This window comes from Sinomonas sp. ASV322, from assembly GCF_030908245.1.
GTDB lineage: Bacteria > Actinomycetota > Actinomycetes > Actinomycetales > Micrococcaceae > Sinomonas.
Genome location: NZ_JAVFJJ010000027.1, coordinates 1 through 22721 on the forward strand (window position 1 = coordinate 1; position 22721 = coordinate 22721).

At 70.4% G+C, this 22721-nt stretch carries 22 protein-coding genes; 7 read left to right on the forward strand and 15 right to left on the reverse strand.

Annotated features, from left to right (window positions below; all coding sequences use genetic code 11):
- A partial coding sequence (locus RBS12_RS19755; RefSeq protein WP_307967378.1) for an IS481 family transposase occupies positions 1 to 1202 on the reverse strand: 1202 nt, incomplete at its 3' end.
- Positions 1203 to 1452: 250 nt separating this feature from the next.
- Between RBS12_RS19755 and RBS12_RS19760 the strand changes: the two genes are divergently transcribed.
- Together RBS12_RS19760 and RBS12_RS19765 are read left to right on the forward strand one after the other, a co-directional pair.
- On the forward strand, positions 1453 to 1737 hold the full coding sequence (locus tag RBS12_RS19760; RefSeq protein ID WP_307967880.1) for a hypothetical protein: 285 nt from the start codon (positions 1453 to 1455) through the stop codon (positions 1735 to 1737).
- The gene (locus tag RBS12_RS19765; RefSeq protein WP_307967881.1) at positions 1734 to 2513 is read left to right on the forward strand and encodes a hypothetical protein; all 780 of its coding nucleotides are present in this window, start codon (positions 1734 to 1736) and stop codon (positions 2511 to 2513) included. Before RBS12_RS19760 ends, RBS12_RS19765 begins: the two co-directional genes overlap by 4 nt.
- A gap of 24 nt (positions 2514 to 2537) precedes the next feature.
- On the opposite strand, the gene RBS12_RS19770 is transcribed toward RBS12_RS19765, so the two are convergent.
- Positions 2538 to 3953, reverse strand: coding sequence for an NAD(P)/FAD-dependent oxidoreductase (locus RBS12_RS19770; protein WP_307967882.1), 1416 nt, complete (start codon positions 3951 to 3953; stop codon positions 2538 to 2540).
- Positions 3954 to 4025: 72 nt separating this feature from the next.
- Between RBS12_RS19770 and RBS12_RS19775 the strand changes: the two genes are divergently transcribed.
- Positions 4026 to 5702 (forward strand): SulP family inorganic anion transporter, encoded by a 1677-nt coding sequence (locus RBS12_RS19775; protein WP_307967883.1) that lies wholly within the window; start codon positions 4026 to 4028, stop codon positions 5700 to 5702.
- A gap of 26 nt (positions 5703 to 5728) precedes the next feature.
- Here the strand turns inward: RBS12_RS19775 and RBS12_RS19780 are convergent, their stop codons facing one another.
- The 5 genes from RBS12_RS19780 to RBS12_RS19800 all read right to left on the reverse strand — a co-directional run bounded on the left by RBS12_RS19780 (position 5729) and on the right by RBS12_RS19800 (position 11480).
- Positions 5729 to 7234: a sialidase family protein gene (locus RBS12_RS19780; protein WP_307967884.1), complete on the reverse strand. Its 1506-nt coding sequence runs from the start codon at positions 7232 to 7234 to the stop codon at positions 5729 to 5731.
- 88 nt (positions 7235 to 7322) lie between these two features.
- Positions 7323 to 7988: an alpha/beta family hydrolase gene (locus RBS12_RS19785; RefSeq protein WP_307967885.1), complete on the reverse strand. Its 666-nt coding sequence runs from the start codon at positions 7986 to 7988 to the stop codon at positions 7323 to 7325.
- Positions 7989 to 7992: 4 nt separating this feature from the next.
- A complete protein-coding gene (locus RBS12_RS19790; protein ID WP_307967886.1) occupies positions 7993 to 9657 on the reverse strand; it encodes an amidohydrolase in 1665 nt (554 codons plus the stop codon).
- Positions 9658 to 9759: 102 nt separating this feature from the next.
- On the reverse strand, positions 9760 to 11259 hold the full coding sequence (locus RBS12_RS19795) for a sodium:solute symporter family protein (protein ID WP_307967899.1): 1500 nt from the start codon (positions 11257 to 11259) through the stop codon (positions 9760 to 9762).
- Between the two features lie 5 nt (positions 11260 to 11264).
- Positions 11265 to 11480, reverse strand: coding sequence for a hypothetical protein (locus tag RBS12_RS19800; RefSeq protein WP_307967887.1), 216 nt, complete (start codon positions 11478 to 11480; stop codon positions 11265 to 11267).
- Between the two features lie 135 nt (positions 11481 to 11615).
- On the opposite strand from RBS12_RS19800, the gene RBS12_RS19805 reads away from it, so the two are divergent.
- Positions 11616 to 12620, forward strand: a complete 1005-nt coding sequence (locus RBS12_RS19805; protein ID WP_307967888.1) for a LacI family DNA-binding transcriptional regulator — start codon at positions 11616 to 11618, stop codon at positions 12618 to 12620.
- A 7-nt stretch (positions 12621 to 12627) separates the two neighbouring features.
- Here the strand turns inward: RBS12_RS19805 and RBS12_RS19810 are convergent, their stop codons facing one another.
- The 6 genes from RBS12_RS19810 to RBS12_RS19835 form a co-directional block, all read right to left on the reverse strand.
- Positions 12628 to 13752 (reverse strand): hypothetical protein, encoded by a 1125-nt coding sequence (locus RBS12_RS19810; protein WP_307967889.1) that lies wholly within the window; start codon positions 13750 to 13752, stop codon positions 12628 to 12630.
- A gap of 62 nt (positions 13753 to 13814) precedes the next feature.
- Entirely contained in the window at positions 13815 to 14744 is a 930-nt protein-coding gene (locus RBS12_RS19815) for a nucleoside hydrolase (RefSeq protein WP_307967890.1), read from the reverse strand.
- Positions 14741 to 15820 carry an extracellular solute-binding protein gene (locus tag RBS12_RS19820; protein ID WP_307967891.1) on the reverse strand — a complete coding sequence of 360 codons (1080 nt, stop codon included), beginning with the start codon at positions 15818 to 15820 and terminating at the stop codon, positions 14741 to 14743. Before RBS12_RS19820 ends, RBS12_RS19815 begins: the two co-directional genes overlap by 4 nt.
- An 89-nt stretch (positions 15821 to 15909) precedes the next feature.
- Entirely contained in the window at positions 15910 to 16914 is a 1005-nt protein-coding gene (locus tag RBS12_RS19825) for an ABC transporter ATP-binding protein (RefSeq protein WP_307967892.1), read from the reverse strand.
- Entirely contained in the window at positions 16911 to 17783 is an 873-nt protein-coding gene (locus RBS12_RS19830; protein ID WP_307967893.1) for an ABC transporter permease, read from the reverse strand. Before RBS12_RS19830 ends, RBS12_RS19825 begins: the two co-directional genes overlap by 4 nt.
- Positions 17780 to 18577, reverse strand: a complete 798-nt coding sequence (locus RBS12_RS19835; RefSeq protein WP_307967894.1) for an ABC transporter permease — start codon at positions 18575 to 18577, stop codon at positions 17780 to 17782. Before RBS12_RS19835 ends, RBS12_RS19830 begins: the two co-directional genes overlap by 4 nt.
- Positions 18578 to 18719: 142 nt before the next feature.
- Here RBS12_RS19835 and RBS12_RS19840 point away from each other — a divergent pair, with 142 nt between their 5' ends.
- Both RBS12_RS19840 and RBS12_RS19845 read left to right on the forward strand, forming a co-directional pair.
- A complete protein-coding gene (locus RBS12_RS19840) occupies positions 18720 to 19691 on the forward strand; it encodes a LacI family DNA-binding transcriptional regulator (protein ID WP_307967895.1) in 972 nt (323 codons plus the stop codon).
- A gap of 68 nt (positions 19692 to 19759) precedes the next feature.
- A complete protein-coding gene (locus RBS12_RS19845) occupies positions 19760 to 20512 on the forward strand; it encodes a GntR family transcriptional regulator (protein ID WP_307967896.1) in 753 nt (250 codons plus the stop codon).
- Between the two features lie 62 nt (positions 20513 to 20574).
- Here the strand turns inward: RBS12_RS19845 and RBS12_RS19850 are convergent, their stop codons facing one another.
- Complete coding sequence (locus RBS12_RS19850; protein ID WP_307967897.1) at positions 20575 to 21042, reverse strand: glucose PTS transporter subunit IIA; 468 nt, start codon at positions 21040 to 21042, stop codon at positions 20575 to 20577.
- A 14-nt stretch (positions 21043 to 21056) separates the two neighbouring features.
- On the reverse strand, positions 21057 to 21287 hold the full coding sequence (locus tag RBS12_RS19855; protein WP_307967898.1) for a PTS glucose/sucrose transporter subunit IIB: 231 nt from the start codon (positions 21285 to 21287) through the stop codon (positions 21057 to 21059).
- Between the two features lie 177 nt (positions 21288 to 21464).
- Between RBS12_RS19855 and RBS12_RS19860 the strand changes: the two genes are divergently transcribed.
- A complete protein-coding gene (locus RBS12_RS19860; protein ID WP_307967529.1) occupies positions 21465 to 22712 on the forward strand; it encodes a PTS transporter subunit EIIC in 1248 nt (415 codons plus the stop codon).
- Positions 22713 to 22721: the final 9 nt, after the last annotated feature.

Below are 22721 nucleotides of genomic sequence, written 5' to 3' on the forward strand. Positions count from 1 at the left end.
TGTGTCAGGACATCGGTGACAGTTTCGTCGGTGCGGGGCCTTGTGCCGACGGGGCGGCCGTTGCTGACGTAGGTGATTCCTTTGGCCGGCCATAGGTGCTCGATCAGTAGCGTGCCCTGGTGGTCGAAGAACGCGATCCCTTCGGGATCCCAGACGATGTGGACTTGGAGTCCGGTCCTGGCGCTGCCGATCTGGAACTTCACGCCGCGGATCGTGATGCCGCCGTTGGCGGGCACGACGCGGGTGGCCGTCCCTTCCACTCCCGGGCGGATGCGTGTTGCCGCGGCGGCGCCGCGTCCCGGGACTGTGGGCTCGGGCGGTGCGGGCCTCGGCCTGGGCGGTTCGGCCTTCGGGGTCGCTTCCCAGGCCTGCAGGGGGGTGATCCTGCCGGGCAGGCCCTGATGCGGGCGCTGGGTGTTGTAGATGATGTCGAACGCGTCGACCTGTTCCTGGAGCTGGTCGATCGTCTCGGCGAGGGGCTGCTTGTCCAGCCAGCGGAAGAGGGTCTGGTGGAAGCGTTCGTTCTTGCCCTGGGTGGTGGGCTTGTTGGGCCTGCCCGTGATCGGCTCGACTCCGAGGGAGGTCACATAGATGACCAGCTGGCCGATCACGCCCCGGCGGATCGGGTTCAGCGCACTGCCGTTGTCGGTCAGGAGCCGCTGCGGCACCCCGTGGGCGGCTATCCCCTTCCTTGTCACGGCGATGGCCGCCTCCGCCGTCTCCGACCGGGCCACGTGCGATGAGACCGCGTAGCGGGAGTGGTCGTCGATGAGCTGGAAGATCACGCACTTGCGCCCGCCGGCGAGCACGTACTCCGTCGCGTCCAGCTGCCAGCACGCGTTCGGCGCCGGATACACGAACCGGCGGAACGCGGCCCGCGGCTTCTTCCTCGGCTCGGCCCGAGCGACCCCTGCCTGGCGGAACATGCGTGCCAGCGACGCCGGCGAGGGCACCGATGCCAGGCCCATGGAACGCATCTTCTCGTGCACGCTGATCGGACCGTGGTCCAGCCCGGAGCGCTCCAGCGCCGCCCGCACCCCGATGGCCTGCTGCCTCACATCGTCCGAGAGCCTGGCCGGGCTGTTCTTCGGGCGCCGCGACCTGGGCTCCAGCGCCGCGGCCGGCCCGTCCGCGGCGACCCGGGCGCGGATCGCATAGAACGTCTTCCGCGAGATCCCATGCTCGGCGCAGAACGTCGTCACCGCACCCCGAGGCGCGTTCTCCGGCCACTGAGAGATCGCGAGACGGATACGAGGATCGACAGTGGAGTTCTTCTTCACCAGCCCATCAGAGCGAAAGAAGTGTCACCACCAAGAACCCCGGAACCGTCACCGATGTCCTGAGGCAGAACTGTCACCGATGTCTTGAGACATAACAATCACCGATGTGCTCCTCTCTCCCCAAACGCGAGCCCGGGATCCAGAGGCCGTCCGATACGTGATGGGATGCCTCGTGGAGTCTGACCCGCGGCTCCTCGGCAACGCGATCACTTCGCTTGCGCTCGCCCGCAAGGATCTGAGCGGCGTCCTTCCCTCGATCCTTGCGCCGACGCTCTTCGCGACCGGCGAGGACCACAGTGAGTGGACCCCCGCCGAGGCCGCCGCAGCGGCGAGGCTCACCCCCCGGGGCACGTCCGCGAGCGTTCCCGGGGCGGCCTACCTCTTGCCGCTTGAAGCACCAGTCGAGACGGCCCACCTCGTCACAGCCCACTGGCGAACCAGTGAGGGCGAGTCATGAGCGGCCGCCGCTCTGGTCCTCGCGCGCGCGTCCGACCCGACCGGCCGGCACGGGTGATCCCCCTCGGGGAGCTGAAGGGCGACGTCCTTGCCGGCGCAGCTGCCTACGCCGCTGCCGGACTGGGCGCAGCCGGAGTGGCAAGCCTCGCGGCAATGTACGCCGTTGAGGTTCCCCGCGGCGGGCCGTTCGTGTTCGGGGCGATCAACGATTTTGTCGGCGGAATGTTCTACGTGGCCGCGCTCCCCGCCATCATCCAGATCCACCGGCGCCTCGACGGCGGGCCGTGGAGCCGAGCCGGTCTTGCGGCGGTCGCCGCCGCCAGTGGCGCCGCCGGGGCGAGCGGTGTGCTGCTCTCCCTCCAGGTGGTCCCCATTGCGCCGTCGACCGCGGTGTCCATCGGGGGAATCGTTGCGCAGGCTGGCTGGGCAGCCGTCGTCAACCACCACCTCCTTCACCGGACCGGGTACCCTCGTCGGCTCGCACTCTCGGGACGGGCAATCGGCGTCGGAATGCTAGCGGCACTTCCCCTCGCGACGGCGGGCTACGCCCTGCCCGGCGCTCCGGCCCTCCAGAGAATCCTCTACGCCTGCGCCGGAACGATCGGCATCGCGGCCTACATCGGATGGCCCATCTGGCTGTTCGCCACAGGACGTCGCCTTCGCACTCCCCTGCGGATCATGAACGAACCCGGCATGGGGAGGGTGAACTCGTCTGGGCGCTCACGGCGACCCTCATTTGCCACTCGGCGCACCTCACAGCGGGGCGACTCGTGCTAGCGCCAGGCGGCGAGCGGTCGCCCTTCAGCGCCTCAGATGCGCGAGCGCGCGCTCTGCCGCGTGGAAGCCCGCCATGCCATGCGTGCCGCCGCCAGGAGGGGTCGAGGCCGAACACAGAAAGACGCCGGGGATGCCCGTCGCATACGGATCTGCGGCCGCGCGTGGCCGGAACACGAGCTGGCGCGCGACGTTGGCCCCGCCCGCGACGTCTCCGCCGACGCAGTTCGCGTTGTGTGCCTCCGCCTGGGCCACCGTGCGCACGGAGACAGCGCGGATCCGGCTGCGGAAGCCCGGCGCGAAGCGTTCGATCTGCGCCGTCACCGCCTCTGTCGCATCCCCCGCATAGCCGTTCGGGACGTGGGCGTAGGCCCACAGCGGGTTGAGCCCCCCTGATGAGCGCTGCGGATCGGCAACGAACTGCTGGCCGACGAGCACGAACGGCCTCGCGGACATGCGGCCCCGCACTGCCTGCTCCTCGGACTGCGCGATCTCGTCGAACGTGCCGCCCACGTGGACGGTGCCCGCGCGTCGCACGTCGGGGGCTGCCCACGGCACCTCGCCCTCGATCGCGTAGTCCACCTTGAAGGCGGCGGGACCGTGGCGATAGCGGCTATAGGAGCGGGCGACGGCGGTCGGGAGCCGGCCCGCGAGAATCCGCGCGGCGGCGCCCGGCGCGACGCACAGGAGAAGGAGGTCGGCGTGCCCGACGTCCTCGGCCCGATCGACCCGAACGCCCGTCTCGACGCTGCCGCCGAGCTCGACCAGCCGCGCGACGAGGGCGTCCGCGATCTTCTGGCTCCCGCCCTCGGCGACGGGCCATCCCACCGCGTGGGCAGCGGCGCCGAGCACGAGCCCGACGGCGCTCGAGAAGGGGGCGTCGAGCCGCGCGAAGGCGTGTGCCGCGATGCCCGCGAACAGGGCGCGGGCCGGCTCATCCTTCCACGCGCGGGTGAGGGTCGTGGCCGGGAGGGCCGCGAGTGCGCCGAATCGCGCGAACGCGGCCGGGCGGCGGGGAACGTGCACCACAGGACCGAGAAGATCGGGGACCAGTTCGTCGAAGCGCCGGGCGGTCGCCCCGACCGTCGCCGACCAGGAGCGGCCACCGGCACCGAACCCGCTCGCGGTCTCGCCGAGATCCCGACGCAGGATCGCGGCCCGCCCGCCGTCCAGCGGGTGCGCGAGCTCGACCTCAGGCCATCGCCAGCGGAGGCCATGCCGTTCGAGGCCCAGGCTTGAGAGGAATGGCGACGCGACGGCCATGGGATGGAACGCCGAGCACTCGTCGTGCACCAAGCCCGGGAGCGTGAGAGCCGACGAGCGCGAGCCGCCGCCGATCCTCGGCTCGGCTTCGAGGACGCGGACCGAGATTCCCTCCTGCGCAAGGCGCACGGCGGCCGCCAGCCCGTTGGGGCCGCTCCCGACGACGACGGCGCTGGTCATGCCTCCATCCTGCCACTCACCTCGGCGGCCCTGGGTCTGGTGCCGGCCGAGCGGGGGCGACATCATCGCAGCATGAGCTGGGTCCGGGGATACGATCGACGATGGATCGGGCGCGATCTCCTGGCGGGAGCGGCCCTCGTCGGGATGCTCATTCCTGCCGGGATGGCCTACGCGCAGGCCGCGTCGCTCCCACCCGCGGCGGGGCTCTACGCGACGATTGTGCCGCTGCTCGTCTACGCGGCCCTCGGCCCGTCGCGGATCCTCATCCTCGGGCCAGACTCGGCGCTCGCGCCCATGATCTCCGCGGCGGTGCTCCCGCTCGCGGCGGCCGGGAGCGCGCGTGCCGTGGCCCTCGCGGGCCTCCTGGCGGTGTTCATCGGGGCGTACCTCCTCGTTGCGGCGCTGTCCCGGCTCGGCGCGCTCACGGGACTGCTCTCCGGTCCCATTCGGCTCGGCTACCTCGCCGGGATCGCCCTCACGGTCGGCGCGAACCAGCTGCCGACGCTCCTCGGCGTCGTCGCCCCGGGAGACATCCCCTGGGAGCGCCTCGTTGCCACCGCGGGCGTGGCCGTGAGCCACGGGGTGAACGTGGCCGCCTTCATCCTCGGGCTCGCGTCACTCGTGCTGATTGCGGTACCCCGGCTCCTGCGCTGGAAGGTGCCGGGTGCCCTGTTCGCCGTCGTCGGCTCGATGCTCGCCGTCTGGATCGCGGGGCTCGGGGACCGCGTCGCCGTCGTCGGCCGGCTTCCCCAAGGGCTCCCCGTTCCCGAGCTTGGGGGTGTCACGCTGCCGGACGCCCTCGCCCTCGTCGCGCCCGCGGCGGGGATCGCGCTCATGGTCTTCGCGGACACGAGCGTCCTCTCGCAGAGCCTCGCGTCCCGCGAGGGGCTCTCGGTCTCGGGCACGCGGGAGATGGCGACGCTCGGCGCGGCCAACTTCGCGACCGGCCTGCTCGGCGGGTTCCCGGTGTCGGTCAGCTCATCGCGCACGCCGGTCGCGATGGAGGCCGGGGGCAGGACCCAGCTGACCGGGGTCGTGGCGGCACTCCTCGTCGCCGTCTTCATGGGGGTCGTTCCCGGGCTCACGGCCTATCTGCCCACGGCGACGCTCGCCGCCGTCGTCATCGCCGCAGCGTTCGCGCTCGTCGACCCGCGCGCAATCACGAGGCTCTGGCGCATCAGCCGCCGCGAGTCGCTCCTCATGCTGGCGACGTTCGCCGGGGTGACGACCATTGGGGTGCTCCAGGGGATCGTCATCGCGGTCGTGCTTTCGCTCCTCGACTTCATCCGCCAGGCCTGGAACCCGTACCGCGCCGAACTCGGCGACCGCCCCGACGTGCCCGGCTACCACGACATGACGCGCCATCCCGAGGCGCAGCGGGTTCCAGGGCTCATCCTCGCGAGATTCGACGCGCCCCTCTTCTTCGCGAACGGTCCCGTGTTCGCGGCATTCATCCGCGGGCTCGTCGACGCGGAGGAACGCGCCGTCACCCACGTCGTCGTCGCGGCCGAGCCCATTACCGGCATCGACACGACCGCACTCGACCAGGTCGTGCTCCTCGACGACTGGCTCGACGCCCACGGGATCGGGCTCGTGTTCGCCGAGCTCAAAGGACCGGTCAAGGACAGGCTGCTCCAATTCGGCACGGTCGAACGCTTCGGCCCGGACCACTTCTACCCGACCGTGAGCGCCGCAGTGCGGAACCTGCGGTCGGAGGACAGCACGGACGACGGCGGCTCCCGCCCTTGAGGTGGGAGCCGCCGCCTTCAGTTCCTCTAGGGGTGCACGGCGGTGAACACCGCGTCCGTGCGGTTCGCGGTGTTGCCGTCATTGGCGCGGACCGAGAGCGAGGCGAAGCTCCCTCCCGAGGCCGCCAGGCCTTCGTAGTCGCCCACGAAGAACCCGCGCGCGTTCGGTGCCGTGAGCATGTCGAACGGGCCGTAGAGATGCGTCTCGTTGCCGAACGCCGCCCCGCCCGCAGGCGAGGACGTGAACCAGTAGTCGGTCGGCAGGGTCGTCGTGTTGCCGGCTCCGAGGCTCCGGAAGTCGTAGTACGTGACTGCCACCGTGCCGCCGCTGTTCACGCGCACGCTCGGGGTGAACGCCGGGCGTCCGGTGTCGGTGCTCACGCGATGCGGAGCCGACCACGTTGCACCCCCATCCGGGGACGACGAGAGCGCGACCTCGTCGAACACGCCGCCGCTGAACCGGGCGTCCTGCCAGACGACGTAGAGCTGGCCCGACGCGGGGTCGATAGCCGGCTCGGGGATGATGTCTCCCGTGCGGATCGGCGCGCCCGTGTTCGGGTCCGTCACCCCGACGGTCCCGAGCTTCGCGACGACCTGCGGGGCCGTCCACGTCACGCCGCCGTCTGTGGACTTGACGAAGGCGACGTTGTTCCCGTGGAGATCCCCCGCCCCGTTCGGTCCGCTGCTGAGAATCAGGTTGAAGAAGTCGTACAGCGTGCCAGTTCGCGGGTCGACGACGATCTGGTTGCCGATCGTCTGCTGGTGCTCGGCCGTCGGGACGATGATCTGCGTCGAGCCCCAGGTCTTGCCCCCGTCAGTCGTCTTGGCGAACCACGCTGGTCCTGTGAAGGCGTGCGTGTGCGCGTCGGCGCGCGGGTTGCCGTTCGGCGCGACGAGCCGATCCCACACTGCGTACGCCGTGCCGGCATGGACCGGGTCCGCCGTCACGGATTCTTTGTCATTGAAGAACTGGAAGGTCGTGTCCTCCTTGAGAATGTTGAGGTTGCCCCACGTCTTGCCGCCGTCGGTCGACGTCGCCGCGGCCACCCCGTTGTCGGCGCCCACCCCTTGGAACGAGATGGACACCGAATAGGCGGTGCCGTCGGGGCCGAACGAGACCCACGGGTCGGACGCCCGGTCGAACCGGGCCGGACCGCCCGCGGCGCAAGCGCTGAAGGGCTGGGCCGACTCGCGCCAGGAGGCTCCGCCGTCGTTCGAATAGCCGGCGACGAGACCGTGGGCCCCGCCGTCGGACCAGCGGTCCTGCTGCCAGACGCCCACGACGTTCAGCGGATTCTTCGGATTGACGGCCACCCACGGCTCGACTTCGGCGTTGGGGTAGTTGACGGCGCCGGGCGCGCCGCCGACCGTGCACGAGGCATACGGGCTCGGGTCGCTCGCGACGACAGGAGGCGTGAAGGTCGCCGCCGACGCGGCGCCTCCCAGATTGAGAAGCAGCGCTGCAGGAATGAGAGCAAGCAGCGCTGCGCGACGAGTGTGCAGACGGGTTGGTGTGGAAGATTTCAGATTCATGGCTTCCCCTTTGGGGCGATGGTTCTCATCGACGCGTCCCAGCGCACCACCGGGCCGCGATGCCGTGCAAGATCCGGAGGAGCCGAGTTCAGCCGTTCCCGCGCACGAACGCGGCCGTCGGCGCGGCGAGCGACGCCCCGAGCGCATACGGCGTCCGCTTGACGCCTTTCACCGCGAAGGAATGATCGGCGTCGTCGAACCACGTCAGCGTCGCCGTGGGGAGCTTGGCGACGACGACGTCGAGAAGTTCGCGCGTCGCAAGGGTGTCCCTCGTGCCCTGGAGGAACAGCATGGGGAGGCTGAGGCCGTACAGGTGCTCGTCGCGGACCTTCTCGGGCTTCCCCGCCGGGTGGAGGGGATAGCCCATGAAGACGAGCCCCGCCGTCGTCATGGCGCCCTCGGCGCACGCCATGGACGCCATGCGGCCCCCGAACGACTTCCCCGCCGCCCATACTGGCTCCCCCGATGAGCGGCGGCGCGCCTCCTCGATCGCCGCCGCCCACACCGAGATGGCCTTGGGCGGGCGGTCGGGGAGGCGGCTCCCCGCCTCCGTGTACGCGAAGTTGAAGCGGAGCGTCGCGATGCCGAGGCCGTTGAGCGCGTCGCAGTAGCCGACCATGAAGGGGTGGTCCATGCCGGCGCCGGCGCCGTGGGCGACGACGACGGTCGCGTCGGCCCCGTCGGGGCGCGCGTAGACGCCTGATACGGTGCCCGCGGGCGTGGGGAGGTGGAAGCGCTCGCCGTGGTCGGTCATGGGACTATCTTGCCCGGACACCGTCCACATAGGTCGCCACGACGTCAACGCGCGCCGCGTCGTCCGGATCGAGCTCGAGGATGTCTCCCCCGAAGACCGTGAGATGCGCCGGCGCGCCCGGGGTGATCCGGCCCGGGCCCTGGCTGCCGCCGATCGACAGCGCCGCGTGGGTCGTGTAGCCCTCAAGGGCCATGAGCGCCGTGAGCGCCTGATCGGGCTGAACCGGTGTCACCTCGGGGCGGCCTGCCGGGCGACGGAGCCGTGCGTCGGCCATGAGAGCGCGCGCATCGTAGGGGGTGATCGGCCAGTCCGTCCCGAGGGCCAGGACGGCCCCCGCCTCCCGGAGGTCACGGCAGCGCCAGCCACGCTGGGTGCGCTCGAGTCCCACGCGCACCGACCAGTTGTCGGTCTGGTCGGCGCGCGTGTGGTGCGTTGCGTGCACGGGCTGCATGCTGGCTGCCACGCCGAGGCGCGCAAAGCGCGGAACGAGATCGTCCGGGAGCGTCTCGATGTGCTCGATGCGGTGGGGCCCGGCTGAACCCGATCGCTCGATCGCGTCGAGGACGCGACGCACCCCGCCGTCGCCGATCGCGTGGGTCGTGGTCCAGAGGCCCGCGCGGATGAAGCGGTGGAGCGTCCGCTCGTAGTCCTCGGGAGAGTGCCACACGGAGGCGGCGTTCTCGCCGTAGACATCCGGCTCGTCGAGCCACGCCGTGCCGTTGTCCACCGTGCCGTCGATGAAGAGCTTGACGCCCTCGACGCACCAGCGCCGCCCGCCCGACCCCTGGAGCGCGATGATCCGCTCGATCTCGTCGTCGCCCGCCCCAGGCCAGCAGATCGGCGAGATGCGCAGCCGCACGGGGAGTTCCGCACGCTCCTCGGCCCGCCGGAGCAGCTCTCCCGTGCCGTCGCCGAAGTCAAGCGCGTGGGCGCTCGTGATGCCCGTCGCAGCCATGCCCTCGAGGACGGCGAGAAGCCCGTCCAGCTCCTCGTCCGGCGACGGCGCGGGGGCTGCGCCCGTGACGAGGTCCATCGCTGCGGCCTCAAGGAGGTACCCCGTGGGCGACCCGGCCGCGTCGACGACGACGCTCGCCGTGCCCGGAAGGCGCTCGCGGCCCGTGACCCCCGCAGCCGCGAGCGCGGCGGCGTTGGCGACGGCGGAGTGCCCGTCCCGCATGCGCGCGGCCACCGGGCGGGAGAACCCGTCGAAGAGGCGGCCGCTGATCTCACCCGCGGTGAACACATTCGGGTCGAGCCCCCAACCGAGCAGCCACTCCCCCGGCCCGAGTGCGACTTCGGCCTCGCGCAGCAGCCCGAGCACGCCGTTTCGGTCCCGGTCCGTGAGGTCTACGCCGCGCACGAGGTCGAGTCCCATGAGGACGTGGACATGGCAGTCCGTCAGGCCGGGCACGATCGTGCTGCCGGGGTGCTCGGCACGCCGGGTCTTGGGACCGGCCCACTGCTCCGTTTCGGCCGGCGAGCCGACGGCGACGATCACGCCGCCGCGGATCGCGATCGACTCGGCGACGGGGCGCTCGTCGTCGAGCGTGTGGATGGTCCCGGCGCTCACGATGAGATCGGCTGGCCCGGTCCTCGGAGCGGGATCCGTGGGCGCAGGCCCGGCGGATTCGGGCTGGACGAGGGAAGGGGCGGCGGTCTGGCCGTTCACGCGGGCACTCCTTGGGGTGGGTCAGGGCGGTGGGGTGGGTCAGGGTGGTGGGGTGGGTCAGGGTGGTGGGGTGGGTCAGGGTGGTGGGGGTTGCAGGGCGGGTCAGTCGAACGCCGGCTCGACGAGCGGACGACGACGAGGCACCCGGAGGCGGTCGAAGAGTCCGTCGATGCGGGCACGCTCCTCGGCGCTGCCGGGGAAGGCGTAGGCGCAGACGATGTACACCGCGGCGTTGAGGACCAGGGCTGCCGCACCCGAGGTGAGGCCGCCGAGCCACGGGATCGAGAGCGGGTAGGACATCTGCAGGACGGCCGCTGCGGTGAGGCCGACGATCATCGACGCGACGGCGCCGATCGCGTTTCCGCGCTGCCAGAAGATCCCGAAGAAGAGCGTGGGCGCGAGCTGGCAGATCCCCTGGTACGAGATCATCGCGAGGACGAAGAGCCCGGCTTGAGCGCCCGCGAGGGCAAGCGCGCAGCCAGCCGCGGCGACGGTGAACACGGCGACGGCGATCCGCCCCGCGCGGGGCGTCTCGACCTTCTCACCACGGGCGACGCCAAGGATGTCGTTGACCGTCTGGGTGCCGAGTGCCTGGAGATTGGCGCTCACGTTGCCCATCGTGGCCATGACGACGCAGATGCCTGCGAGGGTGAGGGCCACGGGGCCGAGGTGGCGGGCGACGAGGAACCACACGTGGTCGGGGGCGCTCGCGACGTCGGGCATTGACGAGGCGAGAAGGGTCATGACGGTCAGGGCGCCGCTGAAGACGAGCAGCGCGGGTGCGGCCTGGACGGCGGAGCGCTGGATCGTCGCGGTGCTGCGCGCCGTGAAGAGCCGCACGAAGATGTCCGGCCAGCACCAGCCGCCGAGCGTTCCCGTGAGGACGAGCGAGAAGACGTAGAGGCCGCCGGCGGCGCTGTCCGGTCCGGGGAGCCCGTAGAGCGCGGGCTGGACCGCCCCAAAGCCGTGGCCGTTGGTGACGAGCCACGTCCCGAAGCCCAGCACGAGCACGAAGCCGAGGCCGTACGCGAGGAGGCCTTGGACCATGTCGCTGATCATGACGCCGCGCATCCCGAAGCGCATCGTCCAGATCTGGCGGACCGCGACCACGAGGATTCCGACGACGACCGCGCCGATCGCGTCGACGGCGCCGAACGAGAGGTATTCGAAGACGAGCGTGAGCGACTGCATTCCCATGACGAGCCACGGGAACGACGCGGCGATGCCGATGACCGCGGAGACCACGCGCACGGCGCGCGAGTTGTACCGCAGGCCGAGCAGATCGGCCTGAGTGCGGAGATCGAAGGCTCGGCCCCATTCGTGGACGGGCCTCGCGAGCAGGAACATGAGGATCACGGCCAGAAGCGAATAGAACAGGCCCTGGAACCCCAGGAGGCCCGCGGAAACGGTGAGCCCGCCGAACGCGACGAAGACCGCGCCGGGGAGCCACGTGTTGAGGAACGCCATGGTCGCGAAGAACGGGCCGAACGACCGGCCGCCCGTCGCATAGTCGCTGAACGATGCCGTCTTGCGCTTGGAGAGCTCCATGGCGAGCACGACGACGGCGAGGGCCGCGATCACACCGCCATAGCCCACGATCATCGAGTTCACTGGACCTCCTCCGCGCGCTGGGTCGTGTACAGGAGGACAAGGGAGACGACGGCGACGAGAGGGGCGCCGAGCGCGTACGCGAGGGCCCCGACGGGGCCGAGTCCCGCGATCGCCCAATGGATGGGCGGGAAGAGCATGAGGACGGCGTTGAGGATGAGGACCGCGGCGACAGTGGCGCGGTGGCCCCTCCCCGGGGCTGAGGAGAGCTTCATGGTGCTTCCTTGGGGGCGGTTGGATTCTGGGGATTGGATTTTCGGAACGTTCCGAATAATTCGACTGTACTGTGTTGCGCGTCACGGGTCAATGGTTCGGATCCGTTGTCGGGGAGCTCGGCTACCATGGCTCGCATGGCCCCGCCCGTGACCCTCCTCGACCTCGCGCGGGAACTCGGCCTCTCCAAGTCGACCGTCTCCGAGGCGCTCCAGGAGTCGAGCCGTGTTGCCCCCGCGACGCGCGAACGGGTGCGCGAGGCCGCGGCACGCCTGGGATACACAACCAATCGCGCGGCACGGAGTCTGCGGCGGAGCTCGACAGGGGCGCTGGGCCTCTACATCCCCCAGGGGCTGCGCTCGTCGGTGCACTTCTACATGGAGTTCGCGTTCGGGGTCGCCGACGAGGCGGCCGCCCAAGGCTATGACCTGACGCTCTTCGCGTCATCGCCCGAGCGGGCCGCGTCCCACGGCTTCCAGGTCGACGGCGCGATCATCGTCGACGTGCTCGGCGACGACCTGGGCGCGCGGCGGCTCGTCCGGACAGACATTCCGATCGTCTCGGCCGGGCGTCCCGTCGACGAGTTCGCGGAGCGGATCGCCGCGGACGTCAGCATCGACCATGCGGCCGGGGCTCGCCGGATCCTCGATGCCATGGCCTCGTCCGGCGCGGGCCGGCCGGCCCTCATCACGTCGGGGCCGGAATTCCAGCCCACGTGGGTCGTCGACGTCGAACGCGCCTACACCGCATGGTGCGCCGAGCACGGGATCCCCGAAGCCCAGCTCTCGGTCACGATCGCGCCAGCCGAGCACGAGCTGCGCACCGCCGTCGAACGCGCCCTCGCCCTGCCCGGCCTGGGTGGCATCGTGTGCGCCGAGCAGGGGCTCGCGGGGCGGTGCATCGGCCTCCTCGAGCAGCTCGGCAGGGCGCCCGGGCGGGATCTCCAGCTCGCCTCGCTCGCGGGAGATCCGACGACCGAGCTCCCCGACGCGAGGATCTGGGCCATGGATCTCAGACCGCGCGAATTCGGTGCGGAAGCGGTCCGGCTGCTGCTCGACGTCATCGCGGCCCCCGCGCTCCGGGGCTCGCACCGGACGCACGCCGCCGAGCTCGTTGCGGCCGGCGCACCGAGTCGCGGCTGACGGCGCCTCAGCCGATCGGAGTACCCGCGAAGAGCTCTTCCTCGAGGGCGTCGAGCTCGGCGACGAAACGCTCGCGCAGGCGGGCCTTGGCCTCTTCCCGCAGCCAGCACGCGTCGACGCCGTTGAGCGCGAGCTGACGCATGGCGGCGGGGCCCAGCCCGAGCTCGAAGCCCGCGATCCGGTACTCGGCCGCGAGCGTCGTTGGGAACATGCCCGGATCGTCGGACGCGATGACCATCTTGAGCCCCGCATCATGCATCGCCTTGAACGACGCGCGGCGCCACGGCCGCCACGAGCGGCGCGACGTCGTGAAGATCCCCGTGAAGGCGACCTGTTCCTCGCGGAGGCGGGCGACGACGTCGTCGTCCTCGAGCACGAAGTACCCGTGGTCAATCCGATCGCACCCGAGGAGGTCGAGGCACGTGATTGTGTTCTGCGCAACGGGGGCATGCTCGGACGAATGCGCGGTCCGCTTGAGCCCGTGCTCCCCCGCGAGCCGATACGCGGCCTCGAAGCGCTCCGGCGGGCCCGAGGTCTCGAGGTTGTCGAGGCCGATGCCCACGACGTCGGGATGCGGGTTGTCGACGAGCGTCTGGACGAGCGCGAGCGCGTGCTCGCCGCTCTTGCTCCGGTCGACGCCCGCGATGAGGAGCCCCGTCATGCCGAACTCGGTCTCCGCCCGCCGGATGCCCACGGCCATGGCCTCGACGTACCCCGCGTAGCCGAGGTGCGCGAGACTCGGCGGAAGCTCGTCGAAGAAGAGCTCAAGGTGGCGGGTCGCGCTCGCGTGCGCGTCCTCGAAGGCCTCGAACACGATCCGCGTCACGTCGTCGGCGGACCGCAGGCAGTCGAGCACCCACGTCGAGGCCTGGAAGAGCGAATACGAGACCTCGGGCTCGTCCGCCGAGGGCCCCTGCGGGACGGGGATCCGCGTGGACCGGTACAGCGCGGGATCCGGTGGACGCGAATTGATGTTCTTGAACACCGTGAGGGGGTCCTCGGGCAGCACGAGGCCCTCCCGACGGGCAAGCTCGGCGAACGTCGAGGCCCTCACGGTCCCTGTGAGGTGGACGTGGAGGTCCGCCTTCGGCATCCGGTCGAGGTAGGCGCCGTAGGCACGGCTGTCAGTCATAGGAGTTCTCCTCCGCCCCCAGTGGGGCGCATTTCGGTCGGAACGGTGGGACGGCAGGGGCGCTAAAGCGCCGTCACTCGCTCGACGAGCAGGTGCATGAATCGCTCGGACGCAACGGCGGTCCCGTAGCGGACGTTCGCCGCGCGGCCCGAGACGCCGCGCACATCGGCGACGACCGCGCCCCGCGTGAGCGTCCCGTCGACCTCGACGGTCGCCGCGGCGTCGGCCCATTCGACGAGGCCCGGGTCGAGCACGGCCGCGACGGCGAGCGCGTCGTGCATGACGGCCACGTCGGGCCGCCCGCGAGCGGCCATCGCGTCGCACATGCCCACGAGCATGCGCCCGACCGTTCCGGCGGGCGTGGGCAGCTCGGCAAGCCCGGCCGCCGTGGCCCGATCGATGACGGCCTCGCGGGTGACGTCGAGCGGGACAAGCTCGATGGGCCGCGCGGCCCCGAGGACGGCAGCGGCCGCCTCGGGGTCCGCAAAGAAGTTGAATTCGGCCGCCAGTGTGACGTTGCCCTGGGCGAAGACGGCGCCGCCCATGATCACGAGCCGATCGAGCGCGCCGACCGTCCGGGGGTGCTCGGCGAAGAGGCGGGCGACGTCGGTGAGGGGGCCAAGCGCGACGAGGGTCACCTCCCCAGGGCGGCCGAGGATAGTCCTCGCGAGGTGCTCGACGGCGTCGTGCTCGATCCGGCGGGACGACGGCGGGAGCCGCACCCCGCCCAAGCCGCCCGCGCCGTGCACCGGCTCGTCGGGAACGCGCTCCCCGCGGAGCGGTCCCGACGCCCCGGAATGCACGGCCAGCTCAGCTGGCGCGCCGAAGAGGTCGAGCAGGGCCGCGGCGTTGGCGGACGACGTCTCGACGGAGACGTTGCCCGCCGTCGCCGCCACAGCGAGCACGTCGAGCTCGGGCGAGGCGAAGGCCAGCGCGAGCGCGACGGCGTCGTCGACTCCCGGGTCGCAGCTGATGACGACCGGGCGGGTCACTTCGAGGTGACCTCGCGGGCGTAGCGCTCGACCCACGCGGCTCGGTTCTGCACGATCGGATCCATGTCGAGCACCGTGAAGCCGGCGGCGATCGGATCCTTCGCCGCAGGGCCCGAGACCTTCGTGAGGAGGTCGGGGAGCTTCGCGTCCGGGTTGACCGGCTTGTCGCCGTAGGCCGCGGCCGCGGCGGACTGGGCCTCGGCGGAGAGCAGGTAGTCGATGAACTTGGCGGAATTGCCAGGGTGCTCGGTGCCCTTGACGATCATCGCGCGGTTCGTCGACATGTACTTGCCCGTCTCGGCCGGCGTCCACGCGACCGGGGCGCCCGAGGAGACGAGGCTGCTCGCGAAGCCGTCGAGGGCGGGGGCGAGCACGATCTCTTTCTGCTGGATGAGGTTCGTGACCTCGGTCGAGGAGCTGTAGAACTTGAGGGTCGACGGCGCGAGCTTGCCGAGCTTCGCGAGGCCCTTGTCGACGTCGAACGGCCCCGAACCGTACGCCGTGGAGATCCCCGAGAGCGTGAGCTGGCCCGATGTGGCGGCGTAGTCCGGGAGCGCGATCTTGTGCGCGTTCGCGGGATCGGCCAGCGTGTCCCACTTCGCGGCCTTCGCCGCGTCCATGACATCCGTGCGGTACATCAGGCCGTTGAGCTGGAACGTGTATGCGGGGCCGTTGAGAGAGCCGTCCGTCGCGAACTTGGAAACCTTCGCCATGTTCGGCACCTTGGCCGGATCGACCTTGTCGAAGAGGCCCTTGGACTGGCCCACGGCCGCGTAGAAGTCCGAGATGAGCATGACGTCCACGCCCGAGTTCTTGTTGACCCCGAGCTTCGAGATGCGATCGGCGTTCGATCCCGTCTCGACCTCGACCTCGATGCCCGTGGCCTTCGTGAACGGCTCGACGACGGCCTTCTTGAACGCGTCGACGCCGAACGGGAACGTGCTCACGACGAGCTTCTTCTCCTCCGGGTCGCCGGTCTGGGCGGACTGGGCGCTCCCTTCGCAGGCGGTGAGGGCGAGTGTCGCGGTGAGGAGGGCGGCGCCGAGGGCGAGGCCCTTCCGGGCGGTGATCTTCATGGGCTCTGCTTTCGTTGCTCAGGGTGGGTGGGGTGGGGGTAAGGGAGGGTGAAGGGCGGGGGCGGAGGGGGGTGGAAGAGGTGCGGGGGTTAGCCCGCGAGCGGAACGAGGTCCGCGGGGCGGATCCCGGCCGTCACGCGGGCGCCCGGCTCGAGCCGAGTCCCGGAATCCGCACGCACGGCCGCGACGAGCTCGACGTCCTCGCCCGCGGCGTCCGTTGCGTTGGCTCGGACGATGAGGTCGACTCCGCGGTACGCCACCTGGGTGACGACAGCCGGGAAGCCGTGGCCGCCGTCGTCGGGCGCCGCGCCGTGGCCAAGGAGTCGGAGGTTCTCGGGACGCACGGTCGCCGCGGGGTGCTCGCGGGTCGCGAAGAAGTTCTCGTAGCCCATGAACTCGGCCACGAAGCGGTTGGCCGGCCGCTCGAAGACCTCTTGCGGGGTGCCCTTCTGCATGATCTTCCCGCTGCGCATGAGGACCATGACGTCGCTCATCTCGAGCGCCTCCTCCTGGTCGTGCGTCACGAGGACGACCGTGAGGCCCGTCTCCTGCTGGATGCGGCGGATCTCGGAGCGCATCTGGATGCGCAGCCGCGCGTCGAGGTTGGAGAGCGGCTCGTCGAGGAGCAGGATCTCGGGCCGGATCGCGATCGCGCGGGCGAGGGCGACGCGCTGCTGCTGCCCGCCCGAAAGCGCCTTGGGCTTGCGGTCGGCGAGACGCCCGAGGCCGACCATGTCGAGCGCCTCGGCGACGCGCCGCCGTCGTTCGGGTGCCGCGACCTTGCGGAGCTTGAGCCCGTACGCGACGTTCTCCCCCACACTCAGGTGCGGGAAGAGCGCGTAGCTCTGGAAGACCATGCCGAGGTTGCGCTTCTCGGGCGGGAGGGCCGTCGCGTCGCGCCCACCGATCTCGATGCGGCCCGAGGTGGGCCGCGCGTAGCCGGCGAGCATGCGCAGGGTCGTCGTCTTGCCGCAGCCGCTCGGGCCGAGGAGCGTCGTGAGCTTCCCGGCCTCGATGTCCAGGTCCAGGCGGTCGACGGCGGTGAAGTCACCGAAGACCTGGCTCACCTCGGTGAGCCTCGCTGCAGGGTTCATCTGTTGATACCTCCGAAGATCTTGGCGAAGCCGACGGCCCGCTCGGCGAGCATGGCGACGAGGACGGTGGCCGCCAGGATGAGGGTGGACATGGAGGCGATCATGGGGTCGTACGACTGCTGGACGTAATCGAGCATGGTCACGGGAAGGGTCGCGAACTTGCGTCCCTGCAGGAGCAGCGAGAGCGGGACGTTGTTGAATGACGTCACGAACCCCAAGAGCGACGCCGAGACGATGCCCGGCCGCAGGAGCGGCAGGGTGACCGAGGTGAAGACCTTGAGCGGCCCCGCGCCGAGGCCGCGCGCGGCCTCCTCGACGAATGGATCGGCGAGGGCCAGCGAGGCGCCCGTGACGCGCACGGCGTACGGGATGAGCAGGGCCGTGTGGCCTACGAGCAGTGCGGCGAAGCTCGAGACGCCGAGCGCCGCGATGAGCTGCTGGTAGAGCGCAAGGCCGACGACGAGCTCGGGAACGATGAGCGGCGAGAGGAAGAGGCCCTGCACCCAGGCCTTTCCGCGCAGGCGCCCGCGTTCGAGCGCGAGGGCGGCGGGCACTCCGAGGACGAGGGCGAGGAGGGTCGCGAGGGCCGCGAGCTCGGTACTCTGCAGGAGCGAAGCCATGAATGGCTTGTAGGCCGCCGCGGCGACGAACCACTTGAGGGAGAAGCTGTCCGGCGGGAACTTGAGGCTGTCGCCTCCCGAGAACGCCGCGGCGACGACGAACAGGATGGGCACGATCATGACGATGTAGCCCAGTACGGCGAACGCTCCGAGGACGGGGCGGCGTTCGACGGCGGGGCGACGCGCGGGCCGCGCGCTTCGCGGGGCGCGCGAGGCGGTCGTCTCGGGTGCGCGGGTATCGAGGCTCATGCGACGCTCCCCTTCCGTCCGGCGAGGGCGGCCGACGCGGCCGAGACGAGGAACACGAGGGCGGTCATGATGATCGCGACGGCGGAGGCTCCGGCCCAGTCGATGCTCACCGACGAGTAGTTGAAGAGCTGGGTCGCGAGCATGCGCTGGTTGCTTCCGCCGAGCAGGTAGGGCGTCGTGTACGCCGTCGTTGAGCCCGCGAAGACGAGCGTCGCGGCGACGACGACCCCTGGCAGCGACAGCGGGAGCGTCACGGTCCACAACGCCCGGGTCCGCGACGCGCCGAGACCTCGCGCGGCGTCCTCGAGACCGCCGTCAACCTGCGCGACCGCCGAATAGCACGAGATGATCGCGAGCGGGAGGAACAGCTGGAGGAGGCCCAGCACGATGGCCGTCTCGGTGTAGAGGAGCTGTGGGGCCGGGAGCCCCAGGGCCGTGGCGATCTGGCCGATCACGCCGTTCTTGCCCAAGAGCACGAGCCACCCGTACGTGCGGACGACGTTGCTCAACAGCAGGGGGAAGATCGCGAGCGCGAGGAGCAGGCCGGCCCAGCGCGAGGTCGAGCGGGCCAGGAGCAGCGCGATCGGGAAGCCGAACGCGACACTCAGGACCGTGACGAGCAGGCCGAGGCCCACCGTGCGCCAGATGATCGCGAGGTCGTAGGGGTCCTGGAGCATGCGCCCGAGGCGCGCGATCACATCCCCTGCCGTGACGCCCGGCGGAGCGAACAGGAGCATGAGAGCCGGGACGCAGAAGCCGAGGACGATGAAGACGACCCCTGGCGCAAGCAGCATGAGCGCGGACTTCTTGGACAGCACCCGACGGGACTCCGATCCGAGGTAGCGTTGAAGGTGGGGATGAATCCGGTTCCACAACCGGTTTCATATGCCCTGTAGGCTACACACAAATGAAACCCAGTGGGAAGGCCGGGCGAAGATGACGTTGGCGGATGTCGCCGCGCTCGCGGGCGTCTCGAAGGCCACGGCCTCGCGAGCGATGAACCAGCCGCAGCTCGTCGCGCCCGCAACGCGCCGACGCGTCGAGGAGGCCGCCGCCACGCTCGGCTTCTCGGTCAACCGCGCCGCCCGCGCGCTCGCAAAGGGCTCGACCGGCCTCGTCTCGATCGTCGTCCCGACACTCGAGAACACGTTCTTCACGCCGATCATCCAGGGCGCCCAACGCGCGGCCGAGGCGGGCGACCTCCACGCGACCGTCGCCGTGCTGCCGGGCGAGACGGAGGCGGAGCGGGAGCGCCTCATGCGGCTCGCCGACCAGGTGGACGGCTTCGTCCTCGCGTCGCCGCGATCGTCCGGCACCTTCCTCAGGTCGCTCGCGGAGCGCAAGCCCCTCGTGACGGTCGATCGGCAGATCGAGGGGCTGCCCTCGGTGATCGCCGATACGCCCAAGGCCCTCTCGGGCCTCGTCTCCGGGCTCGTCGCGGCCGGGCACACGAGGATCGCGTACGTGGGCGGCCCCGAGGGATCCTGGATGGACGGGCGCCGTTTCCGCGCGATCGAGGCAGCGGCAGGCGACTCGTGCGACGTCGTCGTGCTCGGCCCCGTGCCCCCGGTGTTCCGCTCCGGCGTCGCCCTTGCCCGCGAGCTAGCGGCGACGCGCGCGACGGCGGTGATCGTCTACGCGAGCGCGATCGCCCTCGGGCTCCTGTTCGCGCTCGAGCGCGAGGGGGTCGCCGTTCCCGGAGACCTCACGGTCGCGAGTGCCGACGACCTCGCCGTCGGGCTGCTCGAAGGCCTCGGAGTGACGGCCCTCCACGTCGACGCCGACCGCGTCGGAGAGACCGCCATGTCGACCCTCCTCGCGATGCTCAGCACGGGCTCTGCGCCCGCGCCGCTTCACCAGCGGGTCGCCGTACCCCTTCATTGGCCGCACGCGGAACCCGCGCCATAGGCTCGACCTCCCGCGCCTGATGGTCTGTACTGGTACTATCCAATTCATTCCTCCAGGAAAGGCGAGCCATGGCGATCAGCAGCACGGCGGAGAAGCGTCTTGGCCCCGCCGCCATCGAGAACAGCCAGATCCCCAAGCATGAGCAGCTCCACGCAATCCTCCTGAGGATGGCCAAGGACGAGCTGGGGCCGGGCGAGCGCGTGCCGAGCGAACGCACGCTCATGGACCAGTTCGGGGTCAGCCGCATCACGGTGCGGGCGGCGATTGGCCGCCTCGTGAATGAGGGGCATCTCGTGAGGGTTCCCGGCAAGGGCACGTTCATTTCCGAAGGAGCCGTCCAGTCGACGCTCCACCTTGCGTCCTTCACGCAGGAGATGGAGGCCCAGGGGCACAAGCCGAGCACGATTGTGCTCGAGGCCGCGCAGCTCCTCCCGCCGCCCGCGACGGCGAAGGCACTCGGCCTCGTCCGCGCACAAGAGGCGTACCACATCCGGCGGCTCCGCCTCGCGGACGGCCGACCCGTGAGCGTCGACGATGCGTGGTACAACGCGAGCCTTGTCGAAGGGCTTCTGGACATCGACCTCACGGGCTCGGTCTATCGAGCGCTCGCCGCCGACTTCGGCCACCAGATCGATCGTGCGCGCCAGTCCGTGCGCGCCGAGGGAGCGCCGTCAGACATCGCCGTGCTCCTCGGCGCGGAGCCGGGCGCGCCCGTGCTGTTCTTCGACCGCGTCTCCTTCTCGGGCGAGCAGGCCATCGAGCACGCGCGCTCGTGGTACCGCTCCGACCGCTACGCGCTGACGATGGAAGTCCACCTCTGAGACTGGCGCACATGGCTCGGCGCCCGGCGTGACATCACGCCGGGCGCCGCACGGAGAGTCGTTCAGGCCGGGCGCGCCCAGCTGAAGAGCTGCTCCCCCGCCGCCACGGAGCCTTCGGCAAGCAACGTCGCCGAATCGGCCTTCGAATCGAGGACGACGACGGGGCTCACGAGCGAGTAGCCCGCAGCGATCGCAGGCTGCGGGTCGACGCGCATGATGGTCGCACCGGCGGCGACCTCGTCGCCCTTCGCGGCCAGGATCGTGAACCCCTCGCCCTGAAGCTTCACGGTGTCTATGCCGACATGCGTGAGCACACCGCGCCCGCCCGCGTCGACGACGACGAAGGCGTGGGGAAGGAGCTTGACGATCTTGCCCGCGACCGGGGAGACGACGTCGAACTCCTCGGGTGCCGGCTCGACGCCCGCGCCAGAGCCGACCATCTGGCGTGAAAACACGGGATCGGGAACCTCGGTGATCGGGATGACGCGCCCGCTCAACGGCGAGAGGACGACGAACGGCTCGTCTGACACGGGAAGTCCTCGGCTCACAGAAGGTCCTCGATGTCCTCGGCGAGGGTGTCCGCCTCGGGACCGACGATGACCTGGACCGCGGAGCCCGCCGCAAGCACGCCGTGAGCGCCGGCGGCCTTGAGCACGTCTTCCTTGACGAGCGAGGCGTCCCTCACTTCGGTGCGGAGGCGCGTGATGCACGCCTCGATCTCCACGATGTTGGCGGCTCCGCCGAGCCCCTCGATGATCTTCTCCGCCTTGGACATGGCTTTCCTCTCTGCTGGAACAACGAGACCAGTGTGTCTCCGATTCGCTCGAGCGTCACGCTTGACATCGTGAGCTGCGACACTCGAAACTGAACTGGTCATAACCGGACAGTACCTGTAAGAGACCACTCTTCACAAGACCCGGTTCCCTGTTCGACTCACGCAAAGGTGCCTGCGATGTCTACCTCCGAAGCGGCCGTGGTGGCCGAGAAGAAGCCGAACGCGGTCTTCGCCACGCTCCAGCGGCTGGGCCGCACCCTGATGCTGCCGATCGCGGTGCTGCCCGCGGCCGGGATCCTGCTCCGGCTCGGGCAGGCGGACCTGCTCGGGGCGATCCCGGGGTTCTCGGCCGGGGCCGCGGTGATCTCCGCCGCCGGCAGCGCGGTCTTCTCCTGGCTGCCGCTGATCTTCGCCGTGGGCATCGCGATCGGCTGGGCGAAGAAGGCCGACGGCTCCACCGCCCTGGCCGCCGTGGTCGGCTACATGGTCATCGACGGGGTCTTCAAGGCCATGTCCCCCGTGGTCCTGGCCGGCCAGGTCGACCCGGCCGGCAAGCCCGCCGCGATCAACTACGGGGTCCTGGCCGGGATCATCGTGGGCCTGCTCTCGGCCGGGCTGTGGCAGCGGTTCTACCGCACCAAGCTCCCGGACTTCCTCGGCTTCTTCTCCGGCCGCCGCCTCGTGCCCATCCTGACCTCCGTCACCTCCCTCGTGGTCGGGGTCGTCCTGTCCTTCCTGTACCCGCTGTTCAACGCCGCCCTGTCCTGGGTCGGGACCGCCGTGGCGTCCAACACCGTCGTCGGCGGCGGGGTCTACGGCTTCGCCAACCGCATGCTCATCCCCGCGGGCCTGCACCACATCCTGAACTCCATGGTCTGGTTCCTCGTCGGGGACTACACCAACGCCGCCGGCACCCTCGTGCGCGGGGACCTGAACCGCTTCTTCGCCGGCGACCCGACCGCGGGGACCTTCATGACCGGCTTCTTCCCCATCATGATGTTCGGCCTGCCCGCCGCGGCCCTGGCCATCTGGCGCCACGCCAAGCCCTCCCAGCGCAAGATCGTCGGCGGCATCATGCTCTCCACCGCCCTGACCGCGTTCCTGACCGGCATCACCGAGCCGATCGAGTACTCCTTCATGTTCGTCGCGTTCCCCCTCTACATCATCCACGCCGCCCTCACCGGGACCTCCCTGGCCCTGGTGAACCTCCTGGGCATCCACGACGGCTTCACCTTCTCCGCCGGCCTGATCGACTTCATCCTGAACTTCGGCAAGGCCCACAACGCCTGGCTCCTGATCCCCATCGGCCTCGCCTACGCCGCCATCTACTACTTCCTCTTCTCCTTCGTCATCAAACGCTGGAACCTGCGCACCCCCGGCCGCGAAGACGACGAAGTCACCATCGAAACCCAAGCAGCCAAATAACCCCAACCC

Coding starts and splice junctions, on each gene's coding strand:
- RBS12_RS19835 (WP_307967894.1), bottom strand. CDS start 18,577: ATGCTGCTTGCGCCAGGGGTCGTCTTCATCGTCCTCGGCTTCTGCGTC.
- RBS12_RS19820 (WP_307967891.1), bottom strand. CDS start 15,820: ATGAAGATCACCGCCCGGAAGGGCCTCGCCCTCGGCGCCGCCCTCCTC.
- RBS12_RS19775 (WP_307967883.1), top strand. CDS start 4,026: ATGAGCTGGGTCCGGGGATACGATCGACGATGGATCGGGCGCGATCTC.
- RBS12_RS19765 (WP_307967881.1), top strand. CDS start 1,734: ATGAGCGGCCGCCGCTCTGGTCCTCGCGCGCGCGTCCGACCCGACCGG.
- RBS12_RS19825 (WP_307967892.1), bottom strand. CDS start 16,914: ATGAACCCTGCAGCGAGGCTCACCGAGGTGAGCCAGGTCTTCGGTGAC.
- RBS12_RS19770 (WP_307967882.1), bottom strand. CDS start 3,953: ATGACCAGCGCCGTCGTCGTCGGGAGCGGCCCCAACGGGCTGGCGGCC.
- RBS12_RS19855 (WP_307967898.1), bottom strand. CDS start 21,287: ATGTCCAAGGCGGAGAAGATCATCGAGGGGCTCGGCGGAGCCGCCAAC.
- RBS12_RS19840 (WP_307967895.1), top strand. CDS start 18,720: ATGACGTTGGCGGATGTCGCCGCGCTCGCGGGCGTCTCGAAGGCCACG.
- RBS12_RS19795 (WP_307967899.1), bottom strand. CDS start 11,259: ATGATCGTGGGCTATGGCGGTGTGATCGCGGCCCTCGCCGTCGTCGTG.
- RBS12_RS19830 (WP_307967893.1), bottom strand. CDS start 17,783: ATGAGCCTCGATACCCGCGCACCCGAGACGACCGCCTCGCGCGCCCCG.
- RBS12_RS19860 (WP_307967529.1), top strand. CDS start 21,465: ATGTCTACCTCCGAAGCGGCCGTGGTGGCCGAGAAGAAGCCGAACGCG.
- RBS12_RS19845 (WP_307967896.1), top strand. CDS start 19,760: ATGGCGATCAGCAGCACGGCGGAGAAGCGTCTTGGCCCCGCCGCCATC.
- RBS12_RS19810 (WP_307967889.1), bottom strand. CDS start 13,752: ATGACTGACAGCCGTGCCTACGGCGCCTACCTCGACCGGATGCCGAAG.
- RBS12_RS19800 (WP_307967887.1), bottom strand. CDS start 11,480: ATGAAGCTCTCCTCAGCCCCGGGGAGGGGCCACCGCGCCACTGTCGCC.
- RBS12_RS19785 (WP_307967885.1), bottom strand. CDS start 7,988: ATGACCGACCACGGCGAGCGCTTCCACCTCCCCACGCCCGCGGGCACC.
- RBS12_RS19805 (WP_307967888.1), top strand. CDS start 11,616: ATGGCCCCGCCCGTGACCCTCCTCGACCTCGCGCGGGAACTCGGCCTC.
- RBS12_RS19780 (WP_307967884.1), bottom strand. CDS start 7,234: ATGAATCTGAAATCTTCCACACCAACCCGTCTGCACACTCGTCGCGCA.